Origin of the sequence: Klebsiella sp. BDA134-6, from assembly GCF_015601345.1 — a bacterium.
In the GTDB taxonomy this organism is placed as follows: Bacteria; Pseudomonadota; Gammaproteobacteria; order Enterobacterales; family Enterobacteriaceae; genus Klebsiella; species Klebsiella grimontii.
The window spans coordinates 337,946-350,385 of sequence record NZ_CP064784.1 but is presented as its reverse complement, the minus strand read 5'-3'; the positions used below and the strand labels follow the sequence as shown (position 1 = coordinate 350,385).

Here is a 12,440-nt window from a genome sequence, read left to right as displayed (position 1 = left end):
CAAAATGCCCCTGATAGTATAGACATCATAAGGCTTTTTTCTGTCAGCGACCCGCGCATGAAAAATCCGCATAACCCTGACGTTGACATACTTCGCCTGAAGCCTTTATATAACGGCAGTACCTACGTATACGTAGATATGTATGGATCGCGCATTTCACGCTACAGCGAAAGGGTATTGTAGGGGGGTATAATGTCCCGCGTCCCCCAGGCAAAGTGAAAGACGTCGGTAATTGCCAGAAGAGGTGCGTTGCCCAGGTAACCGTATTGGAGGAGCCAGTCCGGGGAAAATACGTGAGGGGGAGCAACGCCGAGGTGAATAAGCGTCTGGTTACGCTCATCACCGGCCACAGGGGCTGAATCCCCTGGGTTGTCACCAGAAACGTTCGCAGTCGGGCGTTTCATACTCGCCATCTGATGCACAGCATCGGCAAGCGGGTCTACAAGGTGGAGCACTTCTGGGTGACATCGTAGTTTGTTTATCGCTCTGCGCCCACCCTGTTTTTCGCTCTTCCCTTGTGCCATGGCTGAATAATTTGGCCTGGCTTATTAAGACATTTTATTGCAATCCGGCTGCGTCCAGCCCCGCCAGGATTGGTTTTCTGGAATCGTTTTAATAAGTCAGGCCCCCTGACACGAGGTTGTTATGACAGATTTAGTTGTAGCCAAATTCGGCGGCACCAGCGTTGCCGATTTTGATGCCATGAACCGCAGCGTAGACGTCGCGCTGCTGGATGCCAATACCCGCGTGGTGGTGCTTTCCGCCTCAGCGGGCGTGACCAACCTGCTGGTCGCATTAGCGGAAGGGCTGGAACCCGGCGAACGTTTCGCGAAGCTCGATGCCATGCGTCAAATCCAGTTCAATATTCTGGAGCGTCTGCGCTATCCCAACGTTATTCGCGATGAAATTGAGCGCCTGCTGGAAAATATCACCACCCTGGCGGAAGCCGCCTCCCTGGCCAGCTCAACCGCGTTAACCGACGAGCTGGTCAGCCACGGCGAACTGATGTCTACCCTGCTGTTTGTCGAGATCCTGCGCGAGCGCGGTATCGCCGCCCAGTGGTTCGATGTACGCAAAATTATGCGCACCAACGACCGCTTTGGCCGTGCGGAACCGGATATCGCCGCCTTATCTGAATTAACCCAGCAGCAGCTGACCCCGCGCCTTGCGGAAGGGCTGGTGATCACCCAGGGCTTTATCGGCAGCGAAGCCAAAGGCCGTACCACCACCCTGGGCCGCGGCGGCAGCGACTATACCGCCGCGCTGCTCGGCGAAGCGCTAAACGCCACCCGCGTCGATATCTGGACCGATGTTCCGGGTATCTATACCACCGACCCGCGCGTCGCCCCGGCGGCCAAACGCATTGACGTTATCGCTTTTGAAGAAGCGGCGGAAATGGCGACCTTTGGCGCGAAGGTCCTGCATCCGGCCACCCTGCTCCCCGCCGTGCGCAGCGATATTCCGGTATTCGTCGGCTCCAGCAAAGAGCCGAAAGCCGGCGGCACGCTGGTGTGCAAAAACACCGAAAACCCGCCACTGTTCCGCGCGCTGGCGCTGCGCCGCAAGCAGACGCTGCTAACCCTGCACAGCCTGAATATGCTGCACTCACGCGGTTTTCTGGCCGAGGTATTCAGTATTCTGGCGCGTCACAGTATCTCCGTCGATCTGATCACCACGTCGGAAGTGAGCGTGGCGCTGACCATGGATACCACCGGTTCGACGTCGGCTGGCGATACCCTGCTCACCCAAGGGTTGCTGACCGAACTTTCCTCTCTGTGCCGCGTTGAGGTCGAGCAGGATCTGGCGCTGGTCGCCATCATTGGTAATGAGCTGTCGAAGGCGTGCGGCGTCGGTAAAGAGGTGTTTGGCGTACTGGACCCGTTTAATATTCGTATGATTTGCTACGGCGCATCCAGCCATAACCTGTGCTTCCTGGTACCGGGAGCGGATGCCGAAAAAGTGGTGCAGAAGCTGCATCATAATCTGTTCGAGTAATAGCGAATAAAATGGCCCGCCATTTCTGCCGGGCCATTTTTAGTTTCCCATCACCGTGGTGATCAGCAATCTGTCCAACTCCCTGACATCACCGCTCCGGCTCTCCGGCAGCGCTGGCGGGATTGCGCCCCTGAGCAGCTCGGACTGAATAAACGCATGCAGCAGCGGTCGACGCGGGCCGTTTTCCGCCTCTCCCGCACGCTGTTTACGCTCCAGCAGCTCGCCTATTTCCGCACGTAGACCCGTTTCCAGCTCGCTTCCCGCCAGCAGTTCATCAAAGCGCATCGGCGGCACGCCTTTTCCCGCCTCAACCCAGCGGACGGCCAGCAGCGGGCGCAATACGTAAAAGTACTTTTTCAGCCGCACCTGTTCGCCTTGCAGATAGCCGCGAAAATTTTTCCTGGCCATCGAGTAGTAATGCCAGCGGGCGCGAACCGGAGAAAACCAATGCGGGATGAGTTTTTTAAGCGCCTGAACCGTCGCATCATCCTGCCGATACACCACCGGTGAATCCAGCCATTCGATCAGCGTCGGGTTCGCCCCTTTCAACAGACCCAGCGCTTTGCGCCACTCCCAGCCGCAAACGTCCAGCTCATCGTCGATGGGCAGCTCAATAACATCGCGCTGCGCGTCCACCCGCAGATACCACTCCAGCGAATGAACGTAGAGAAACCGCACATCATAATCGCTGTCCGGCGAAGCAAAGCCCCAGCCCCGGCTGCCGGACTCGCAGGCGTAGAGCACCCTGACGCCGTAGCGCCGCTCCACGTCGTTTAACTGCCGCTGCACCTTATGGCGCATGGCGGCGTTCACACCGTGATACGTCATTTTCATTATCCTTTTAGATTCACCAGGCCATGCAGCACCTGGTCCAGACCGCCAAAGACCGAGATTTTATCGATACGCTCCGCCACTCTTTCCAGCGTTTCCAGCTCTTTTAAACGCAACGCCACCGGATTGTTTTCCATCACCTTCGCGGTGTTGAGCAACGAGCGCGTCGCCGCGGTCTCTTCACGCCGGCGGATCACGTTCGCCTGCGCCGATTTCTCCGCCCCCACCAGCTGCGACAAAATGGCTTTCATGTCGCCGGGCAGCACAATATCCTTCACGCCCAGCGACGCGACGTCGATACCAAATGCCGCCATGCGCTCGGTGACCTGCGCGCTTACCACCTCATCAATGATTTTCTTATCTTCCAGCAGCGCATCCAGCGTTCGTGTTCCGACGGCTTCACGCAGCGCAAACTGCAGCTCGCGATATAGATGGTCCAGCGGCTTCGTCAGCTGTCCAAAAGCCTGCAGCACATCGCTGTAGCGCCAGTTCGCCGCCAGATTTAAACGCAGGTTCACTTTGTCTTTGGTCAGAATCTCCTGGCCGCCAACCTCCAGCACCTGCAGGCGGGTATCGACCACTTCCGCTTCCACCAGGTGATTGATCTTCCAGTACGCGCTCAGGCCAGGCTGCAGCAGCGATTGTGTCTCGCCGTCGATTTTCAGCACCCCGACGTGCCACGCCGGCACCGATACGGTGAGGATCGCTTCGCGGCCTTTTACCGCCCCGTGACGTCGCGGCTGCAGCACCGCATTCATGATGTCAGCCGGAACCGCAACCTGCCGGGTATCGATACGTAGCAGCCGCATCTCGTCACCGGCGGACCAGTACAGCCGGCGCGTCGAAGGCGGTAAAATTTCCTGCAGCACACCGTTGGCATACAGCGCCCCGGTTTCGATATCCGTCAAATCCGCCGCCAGGCAGTAGCGTTCAACCCATTCAGGCTGAAAGCGCCGTAAATACTCCGCCAGCGCTTCCGGCACCTCGCTGCCGTCCCGGTTTACGATCAGCACGTCAGGAACGTTGAACCACGGCAGGCGGTGCTCGCCCGCTTCCAGAACCTGATAGTAGTCGCCCTGGCGGGATAAAAGGCCAAGCTGACCTTTACGTACCGTAATTTTTTTCGTCATTTTTTATTCCTTAACAATTAATCAGGCGCGGGTGCAGGGGCGAAGCCGCAGGGGAACTCCCTTTTACCTGCGGCACGGCGCCTTTACCGGCGACCTGCTTTGGGGAGTGCCGACTGCGCACAACCCCGGTGTATTTTTATGATTAACAACCAGTTTTCATTGGAGATGAAATCGGGAATCGAACCCATTGGTGGTCATCGGCTGACGGAACGCGCCCGAAAAACGGTCTGTACCGTTCCTGGCGTGCCGGCGGGGTTTAACCCCCTGCGTCTTCAGCGTCGTGACAAAAGGACTATTGCCAGATGCGTGCCAAAAACAACAATGGCGAAAGTTGTTTTTTAAAAAATTGATTAATAAGGTTTTTATTTTCAAAGCACACCGTAGCGCTTGCTCCCGCCAACAGGTTTTTTTATCTTTAAATATCAACAATTATCTTTTGGGATAAACATGAAAAAGCGGCGAGTGGTGATTGGCGTCCTCGGAACGGTACTGGATAAACGCGGCAAGCGAGCGAACCGTTTTAAAAAATGGCGGCCCACCGTGGGGCTATGCCAGCAGGCCGATTTTCCTGTCGACAGGCTGGAGCTTCTCCACCAGCCGCGTGATGAAAATATGGCGCAAAAGCTGATTGACGATATCGCACAGCTTTCGCCGCATACCGAAGTCCATCCGCATACGGTTGAAATCAACGATCCCTGGGATTTTGAAGAGGTCTACGCGGCGTTTCTCGACTTCGCCAACCGCTATCGCTTTGATACCGAAAACGAAGAGTATCTGGTGCATATCACCACCGGGACCCACGTGGCGCAGATCTGCTGGTTCCTGCTGACCGAAGCGCGCTACCTTCCCGCCAGCCTGCTGCAGACCAGCCCTGCGCCGAAAGGCGCAGCGGATGAAGCCGTCGCCGCCGGTATTTACTCGGTGATCGATCTGGACTTAAGCCGCTATGCTGCGCTCACCAGCCGCTTTCAGCGCGAGCAGCAGCAGTCCGTCTCCTTCCTGAAGGCAGGTATCGAGACGCGGAACGCGACGTTCAACGCACTTATCGATCGTATTGAGCGCGTGGCGATCCGATCGACCGATCCGATCCTGCTTACCGGCCCAACGGGCGCCGGTAAATCCGTCCTCGCCAAACGTATTTTTCAGCTTCGTCAGTCACGGCATCGGGTGGCGGGAAAATTCATGGCGGTGAACTGCGCCACGCTGCGCGGCGATAACGCCATGTCCACGCTGTTTGGTCATGTCAAAGGCGCGTTTACCGGCGCGGTGACGCCTCGCGCCGGGCTATTACGCGAAGCCGACGGCGGCGTACTGTTTCTCGATGAAATAGCCGAGCTGGGGCTGGATGAGCAGGCCATGCTGCTGAAGGCCATCGAAGAAAAAACCTTTTTCCCGTTTGGCTCGGATAAAGAGGTGCACAGCGACTTCCAGCTGATCGCCGGCACGCATCGCGATATGCAGCAGTGGGTGGCGGAGGGGCGCTTTCGCGAAGATCTTTATGCGCGCATCAATATGTGGCGCTTTGCCCTCCCCGGCCTGGCGCAGCGGCGGGAAGATATTGCGCCGAACGTGGAGTATGAATTACGGCGACTGGCCAACGAGCGGCAGACGCAGATCCGCTTCGATAAAGACGCCCGCGAACGCTATCTGGCCTTTGCCTGTTCGCCGCAGGCGCAATGGCGCGGCAATTTTCGCGAGCTCAGCTCGTCCGTGGCGCGCATGGCGACCCTGGCCGAGCAGGGGCGCATTACGCTAGCCGTTGCGGAAGAGGAGATAATGCTGCTGAAAGAGAGCTGGCAGCTCACGACATCTTCTCCTGATATTGCGCTGGAAATCGATCTGTTCGATCGCCGCCAGCTGGAAACGGTGCTGGAGGTCTGCCAACGCAGCGCTTCGCTCTCCGAAGCCGGACGCGAGCTGTTCGCCGTCTCCCGGCAAAAAAAGGCCAACCCTAACGATGCCGACCGCTTGCGCAAATATTTAGCGCGCTTCGGACTCAGCTGGGAGCTCATCCGCAGCGGAACATGAGCATAATTTGTTTGAATAATATGTCTTAGCACGATAAACAATAGCGATGGCCGGGCTCGATCCCGGCCGGTCTATAACAAGCAAACACAACTTACGTGCAAGGAAAACAACATGCTCGCCACGCTTACGCGGCTGTTCCCATTATGGGCGCTGCTGCTCTCGGTTATCGCCTATTACACGCCATCCACTTTTACCCCCGTTGGCCCGTGGGTCCCGACGCTGCTGATGCTGATTATGTTCGGCATGGGCGTGCATCTGAAAGTCGACGATTTTAAGCGCGTGCTTTCCCGCCCCGCGCCGGTCGCCGCCGGCATTTTTCTCCACTACCTGGTGATGCCGCTCGCCGCCTGGCTGCTGGCGCTGATTTTTCACATGCCGCCCGAGCTCTCCGCCGGGATGGTGCTGGTCGGCAGCGTCGCCAGCGGTACGGCATCCAACGTGATGATCTTTCTGGCAAAAGGCGACGTCGCGCTCTCAGTCACCATCTCATCGGTTTCCACGCTGGTTGGGGTGGTCGCCACCCCGCTGCTGACGCGTCTGTACGTGGATGCGCATATTCAGGTGGACGTGATGGGGATGCTGCTCAGCATTCTGCAAATCGTGGTGATCCCGATTGCGCTGGGGCTGGTAGTGCACCATCTGCTGCCGAAAGTGGTGAAGGCGGTGGAGCCGTTTCTGCCGGCCTTTTCGATGGTCTGCATTCTGGCGATTATCTGCGCCGTGGTGGCCGGTTCCGCATCGCATATCGCTTCCGTAGGCTTTGTGGTGATTATCGCCGTCATCCTGCATAACACCATCGGCCTGCTCGGCGGCTACTGGGGCGGACGGCTGTTTGGCTTTGACGAATCCACCTGCCGCACGCTGGCGATCGAGGTGGGAATGCAGAACTCCGGCCTTGCCGCCGCGCTGGGGAAAATCTACTTTGGCCCGCTGGCCGCGCTGCCCGGCGCGCTGTTCTCGGTCTGGCACAACCTGTCCGGCTCGCTGCTGGCCGGTTACTGGTCAGGGAAGCCTATTGTTGATAAATCGCGTAAAACGGTAAAAGAGCGCGAATAACCCGTAATTTTCCCGGCTTGCGCTGCGCTTAGCCGGGCTACGGTCCGTGCAGCTTGCGGGTTTTGTCGCCGGACAGGCGCGCAGCGCCGCCTCCGGGATTTTCTGCGAGGCACAACAATTTACCGTGAGACGTCAGCCCCAATACCGTACACTGAAACCACAGGCTAATTGAGGGCACCACTATGGCACTCCCCCGCATCACGCAAAAAGAGATGACCGAGCGCGAACAGCGCGAACTGAAAACCCTGCTCGACCGCGCGCGCATCGCCCATGGCCGTCCGCTGACTAACGCGGAAGCCAATAGCGTGAAAAAAGAGTACATCGATAAGCTGATGCTTCAGCGGGAAACCGAGGCAAAAAAAGCTCGCCAGCTGAAGAAAAAGCAGGCGTATAAACCGGATGCAGAGGCCTCGTTTTCCTGGTCGGCAAATACCCCGACGCGCGGCAGACGTTAACGCCCTTTCTTCTTGCGCCCCGGCGCGGTAAAGCGTTTGCCGTTCGACGCCGGGCGGGAGGACTTGTCGCTGGTTTTTTCAATCGCCACCACCGGGCGCTTGATGCCGGCCGTTTTCGGCTTCGCTTTTGCCTTCGGTTTCGCTTCTGAAGACGAGTTTTCAATCAGTTTGAAAAGATCGATCAGCTCATCGTCGGTCAGATCGCGCCACTCTCCCAGCGGGATCCCCGTCAGGCTGACGTTCATGATCCGCGTCCGCTCAAGCTTCATCACTTCATAGCCAAAGTGTTCGCACATCCGGCGGATCTGGCGATTCAGCCCCTGCACCAGGGTAATGCGGAACACAAACGGCGCTTCTTTTTTCACTTTGCATTTCTTTGTCACCGTGCCGAGAATCGGTACGCCCGCCCCCATGCCGCGGATAAACTCATCGGTCACCGGCTTATCAACGGTGACCAGATACTCTTTTTCGTGATCGTTACCGGCGCGCAGGATTTTATTCACCAGATCGCCATGGTTGGTCAGAAAGATCAGCCCCTGGGAGTCTTTATCCAGGCGACCGATGGGGAAAACGCGTTTACTGTGGTTAACGAAATCCACGATGTTGTCGCGCTCGCCGTCTTCGGTGGTGCTGACGATGCCAACCGGTTTATTCAGCGCAATCAGGACCAGATCGTCCGCTTCGCGCGGCTCAATCAACCGGCCATTGACCTTTACCACGTCGCCAGCTTTAACCTGGTCGCCGATGGTGGCGCGCTTGCCGTTGATAAAAACGTTGCCTTGTTCGATAAAGCGATCGGCTTCACGACGCGAGCAAATTCCGCTTTCGCTGATGTATTTATTAAGTCGGGTTGATGAGTCGGGCAGCATAAAATCTCCTGTAAAAGCGAAATATACCCTACCTTACGGGCGATAAAAAAGAATCGCGCTCTCGTCGCCTGACACTAAGTGTGATCTGCTCCGCCTTTCAACACAAAAGTGTGCCCATGAAAGCCCGGCAACTTTGCCCGGCGAAACAAAGCAGAATCAGGCTCTTATCACGTCCAGCACAAAGGTGCCATAAACCACCGGTAAGCAACGCAAATGTGCAACAGAAATGGTCGGAACATCTTCATGAAATAGAGGAAAATTTCTTTGAAGCGGGTCGCTGATGGGGTTATATCAGATCATGACAGCAACTCTCCCATTTGCACAAATGTGCAGGAGCCGACAGTGACGATGGAAAACAGCGACGATATTCGTCTGATCGTGAAAATCGCCCAGCTCTACTATGAGCAGGATATGACCCAGGCGCAGATTGCCCGCGAGCTGGGGATATACCGCACCACTATCAGCCGTATGCTGAAGCGCGGCCGCGAGCAGGGCATCGTCACTATCGCCATCAACTACGACTACAACGAAAATCTGTGGCTTGAGCAGCAGCTAAAACAAAAATTCGGTCTCAAAGAGGCGGTAGTGGCGGCCTGCAACTCACTGCTGGAGGAGGATCAGCTCAATCTAATCGGCCTGCATGGCGCGCAATTGGTCGACAGGCTGCTAGAGCCGGGCGATATCGTCGGCTTCTCCTGGGGTCGAGCGGTGCGCGCGCTGGTGGAGAATCTGCCACAGGCCAGCCAGTCCCGTCAGGTTATCTGCGTGCCGATTATCGGCGGCCCCTCCGGCAAGCTGGAGAGCCGCTACCACGTGAATACGCTGACCTACGGCGCCGCGGCGAAGCTGAAAGCGGAATCGCATCTCGCCGATTTCCCGGCACTGCTGGATAACACATTAATTCGCAACGGTATTATGCAGTCCCGGCATTTTAAAACGATTGCCTCCTACTGGGATAACCTGGACGTCGCGCTGGTGGGCATTGGTTCTCCGGCGATCCGCGACGGCGCCAACTGGCATGCATTTTACGGCAGTGAAGAGAGCGACGATCTCAACGCTCGCCAGGTCGCCGGCGATATCTGTTCGCGTTTTTACAACATTGATGGCGCGCTGGTCGAAACCGCCATGAGCGAAAAAACGCTCTCTATCGAGATGGCGAAACTCAAGCAGGCGCGCTACTCGGTGGGTATCGCCATGGGCGAGGAGAAATACGCCGGGATTCTTGGCGCCTTAAACGGTCATTACATTAATTGTCTGGTGACGAATCGAGAAACCGCTGAGTCATTACTGAAGTAAATGTCAAGAATATGATTTCACGCAGCGCTGCTGCGGGGGATCCCTTTATCTAAAGAAACAGGAGTCGATAATGAATACATGGTTAAATTTAAAAGACAAAATAATTATCGTGACCGGCGGCGCATCAGGAATCGGCCTGGCGATTGTCGATGAGTTATTAGCCCAGGGCGCCAACGTGCAGATGAGCGATATTCACGGCGGCGACAAACATCAGAATCGCGATAATTATAATTTCTGGCCAACCGATATTTCCAGCGCCAGCGAAGTGAATAAAACCGTCGAGAGTATTATTCAGCGCTTTGGCCGCATTGATGGTTTAGTCAATAACGCCGGCGTCAATTTCCCGCGTTTATTAGTGGATGAGAAAGCGCCGTCCGGTCGCTATGAATTAAATGAAGCGGCATTCGAAAAAATGGTCAATATCAACCAGAAAGGCGTTTTCCTGATGTCGCAGGCGGTGGCGCGCCAGATGGTGAAACAGCGCAGCGGCGTGATTGTTAACGTCTCGTCGGAAAGCGGTCTCGAAGGCTCTGAAGGCCAGAGCTGCTACGCCGCGACCAAGGCCGCGCTGAACAGCTTTACCCGCTCCTGGTCGAAAGAGCTGGGCAAACACGGTATTCGCGTCGTAGGCGTCGCGCCGGGCATTCTGGAAAAAACCGGGCTGCGTACCCCGGAATATGAAGAGGCGCTGGCCTGGACCCGCAATATCACTGTAGAACAGCTGCGCGAAGGCTATAGCAAAAATGCGATCCCTGTTGGTCGCTCCGGCCGTCTCAGTGAAGTTGCTGATTTTGTTTGCTATCTGCTCTCAGAGCGCGCCAGCTACATTACCGGAGTAACCACTAACATTGCGGGCGGCAAAACGCGCGGCTAAGGGGGAAACATGGTTAACGTCATCTTCTGCGCTCACGGTCAGCTGGCCTGCGCCATGCTCGACTCGGTGCGCATGGTTTACGGCGATGTCCACGTCAGCGCCGTGGCGTTTGTACCGGGGGAAAACGCGGGCGATATCGCCGATAAGCTTGAAAAGTTGGTAAGTACTCACAAAGAGGAGGAGTGGCTCATCGCCGTCGATCTACAGTGCGGCAGCCCGTGGAACGCCGCCGCCGGCCTGGCGATGCGCAACCCGCAGCTTCGGGTCATCAGCGGCCTGTCGCTACCGCTGGCTCTGGAGCTGGTCGATAACCAGCAAACGATGAATGCAGAAGCACTGTGCCAACATCTTGAGACTATCGCCAGCCAGTGCTGCGTCACCTGGCGACAGCCGGAAACCGTTGAGGAGGATTTCTGATGAACATTACGCTCGCACGCATTGATGACCGCCTGATTCACGGCCAGGTCACCACCGTTTGGTCAAAAGTGGCCAACGCCCAGCGTATCATTATCTGTAATGACGACGTGTATAACGACGACGTTCGCCGCACGCTGCTTCGCCAGGCCGCGCCGCCGGGCATGAAGGTCAATGTGGTGAATATCGAGAAAGCCGTCGCCGTTTATCACAACCCGCAATATCAGGACGAAACGGTTTTTTATTTATTCACTAATCCGCAGGACGTATTAACCATGGTGCAGCAGGGCGTCAAAATAGCCACCCTGAATATTGGCGGCATGGCCTGGCGACCGGGTAAAAAACAGTTAACCAAAGCGGTCTCATTAGACGCAGCGGATATTAATGCCTTTCAGCAGTTAGATAAGCTGGGCGTTAAGCTTGATTTACGCGTCGTAGCCTCGGATCCGTCGGTTAATATTCTCGAAAAAATAGCAGAGCAGTCCGTTACAGAATAATAAAACGCGCCTTTTATTACACACTGTCATTCTGAATGCATCTCGGCGGCAAATGAGCGAGTCACCAGCAGCATAGCTAACTATGTGACTGGGGCGAGAGAATGCAGTCAACAAAGAGGCAGCCTGAAGAACATCGTGTAAATGCCGTAAAAGGCAGGGATTTCTATACCCTCAAGGTGACAAATTATGGAAATAAGTACCCTACAAATCATCGCCATATTTATTTTTTCCTGTATTGCCGGGATGGGCAGCGTGCTGGATGAATTCCAGACTCACCGCCCATTAATCGCCTGTACCGTGATTGGCTTAATTCTCGGTGATTTAAAAACCGGGATTATGCTCGGCGGGACGCTGGAGCTGATCGCGCTCGGCTGGATGAACGTCGGCGCGGCGCAGTCTCCGGATTCGGCGTTAGCCAGCATTATCTCCGCCATCCTGGTGATCGTGGGCCAGCAAAGCATCGCTACCGGAATAGCGATTGCGCTGCCGGTCGCCGCGGCGGGTCAGGTGCTCACCGTGTTCGCCCGCACCATTACCGTGGTGTTCCAGCACGCGGCGGATAAGGCAGCAGAAGAAGCGCGCTTCGGGACAATCGATCTGCTGCACGTATCGGCGTTGGGTGTACAGGCGCTGCGCGTTGCTATCCCCGCGCTGGTGGTTTCGCTGTTCGTCAGCGCGGATATGGTCAGCAATATGCTCAACGCCATCCCGGAATTCGTCACCCGCGGTCTGCAAATCGCCGGCGGTTTTATCGTGGTGGTCGGCTACGCCATGGTGCTGCGCATGATGGGCGTGAAGTATCTGATGCCCTTCTTCTTCCTCGGCTTCCTCGCAGGGGGATATCTCGACTTTAGCCTGCTGGCCTTCGGCGGCGTGGGGGTCATCATCGCGCTGATTTATATCCAGCTTAATCCGCAGTGGCGTAAACCTGAAGCGCAGGCAGCCGCCACCTCTTCCACTGCCCTTGACCAGCTTGACGACTGAAGGAGCCCAAC

13 protein-coding genes and 1 riboswitch are annotated in these 12,440 nt (G+C 56.4%); of the genes, 10 read left to right on the top strand and 3 right to left on the bottom strand.

Going from position 1 to position 12,440, the window contains the following annotated elements:
* Positions 1 to 231 precede the first annotated feature (231 nt).
* A riboswitch (Lysine riboswitch) is annotated at positions 232 to 465 on the top strand.
* A 180-nt stretch (positions 466 to 645) separates the two neighbouring features.
* The gene (gene lysC, locus IYV58_RS01595; protein ID WP_004127755.1) at positions 646 to 1,995 is read left to right on the top strand and encodes a lysine-sensitive aspartokinase 3; all 1,350 of its coding nucleotides are present in this window, start codon (positions 646 to 648) and stop codon (positions 1,993 to 1,995) included.
* A 39-nt stretch (positions 1,996 to 2,034) separates the two neighbouring features.
* On the opposite strand, the gene IYV58_RS01590 is transcribed toward lysC, so the two are convergent.
* Together IYV58_RS01590 and IYV58_RS01585 are read right to left on the bottom strand one after the other, a co-directional pair.
* On the bottom strand, positions 2,035 to 2,823 hold the full coding sequence (locus tag IYV58_RS01590) for a nucleotidyltransferase domain-containing protein (protein ID WP_087829761.1): 789 nt from the start codon (positions 2,821 to 2,823) through the stop codon (positions 2,035 to 2,037).
* Between the two features lie 5 nt (positions 2,824 to 2,828).
* Complete coding sequence (locus IYV58_RS01585; protein ID WP_172879602.1) at positions 2,829 to 3,956, bottom strand: slipin family protein; 1,128 nt, start codon at positions 3,954 to 3,956, stop codon at positions 2,829 to 2,831.
* A 138-nt stretch (positions 3,957 to 4,094) separates the two neighbouring features.
* Here IYV58_RS01585 and IYV58_RS01580 point away from each other — a divergent pair, with 138 nt between their 5' ends.
* The 4 genes from IYV58_RS01580 (at position 4,095) to IYV58_RS01565 (ending at position 7,495) form a co-directional block, all read left to right on the top strand.
* Entirely contained in the window at positions 4,095 to 4,298 is a 204-nt protein-coding gene (locus tag IYV58_RS01580) for a hypothetical protein (protein WP_071988251.1), read from the top strand.
* Positions 4,299 to 4,403: 105 nt separating this feature from the next.
* Positions 4,404 to 5,984: an RNA repair transcriptional activator RtcR gene (gene rtcR, locus IYV58_RS01575; RefSeq protein ID WP_049115447.1), complete on the top strand. Its 1,581-nt coding sequence runs from the start codon at positions 4,404 to 4,406 to the stop codon at positions 5,982 to 5,984.
* Between the two features lie 111 nt (positions 5,985 to 6,095).
* Entirely contained in the window at positions 6,096 to 7,040 is a 945-nt protein-coding gene (gene panS / locus IYV58_RS01570; protein ID WP_004127747.1) for a ketopantoate/pantoate/pantothenate transporter PanS, read from the top strand.
* A 182-nt stretch (positions 7,041 to 7,222) separates the two neighbouring features.
* Positions 7,223 to 7,495, top strand: a complete 273-nt coding sequence (locus tag IYV58_RS01565) for a YjbD family protein (RefSeq protein WP_004127746.1) — start codon at positions 7,223 to 7,225, stop codon at positions 7,493 to 7,495.
* Here the strand turns inward: IYV58_RS01565 and rluF are convergent.
* Complete coding sequence (rluF, locus tag IYV58_RS01560) at positions 7,492 to 8,364, bottom strand: 23S rRNA pseudouridine(2604) synthase RluF (protein ID WP_004127743.1); 873 nt, start codon at positions 8,362 to 8,364, stop codon at positions 7,492 to 7,494. The genes IYV58_RS01565 and rluF overlap by 4 nt on opposite strands.
* 348 nt (positions 8,365 to 8,712) lie before the next feature.
* Between rluF and IYV58_RS01555 the strand changes: the two genes are divergently transcribed.
* The 5 genes from IYV58_RS01555 (at position 8,713) to IYV58_RS01535 (ending at position 12,429) form a co-directional block, all read left to right on the top strand.
* A complete protein-coding gene (locus IYV58_RS01555) occupies positions 8,713 to 9,660 on the top strand; it encodes a sugar-binding transcriptional regulator (RefSeq protein ID WP_087829630.1) in 948 nt (315 codons plus the stop codon).
* A gap of 70 nt (positions 9,661 to 9,730) precedes the next feature.
* Positions 9,731 to 10,534 carry an SDR family oxidoreductase gene (locus IYV58_RS01550; protein ID WP_004127739.1) on the top strand — a complete coding sequence of 268 codons (804 nt, stop codon included), beginning with the start codon at positions 9,731 to 9,733 and terminating at the stop codon, positions 10,532 to 10,534.
* A gap of 9 nt (positions 10,535 to 10,543) precedes the next feature.
* A complete protein-coding gene (locus IYV58_RS01545; RefSeq protein ID WP_014227521.1) occupies positions 10,544 to 10,951 on the top strand; it encodes a mannose/fructose/sorbose PTS transporter subunit IIA in 408 nt (135 codons plus the stop codon).
* On the top strand, positions 10,951 to 11,445 hold the full coding sequence (locus IYV58_RS01540; protein ID WP_004127734.1) for a mannose/fructose/sorbose PTS transporter subunit IIB: 495 nt from the start codon (positions 10,951 to 10,953) through the stop codon (positions 11,443 to 11,445). Before IYV58_RS01545 ends, IYV58_RS01540 begins: the two co-directional genes overlap by 1 nt.
* Before the next feature lie 186 nt (positions 11,446 to 11,631).
* Positions 11,632 to 12,429 (top strand): PTS mannose/fructose/sorbose transporter subunit IIC, encoded by a 798-nt coding sequence (locus IYV58_RS01535; RefSeq protein ID WP_087829627.1) that lies wholly within the window; start codon positions 11,632 to 11,634, stop codon positions 12,427 to 12,429.
* Positions 12,430 to 12,440: the final 11 nt, after the last annotated feature.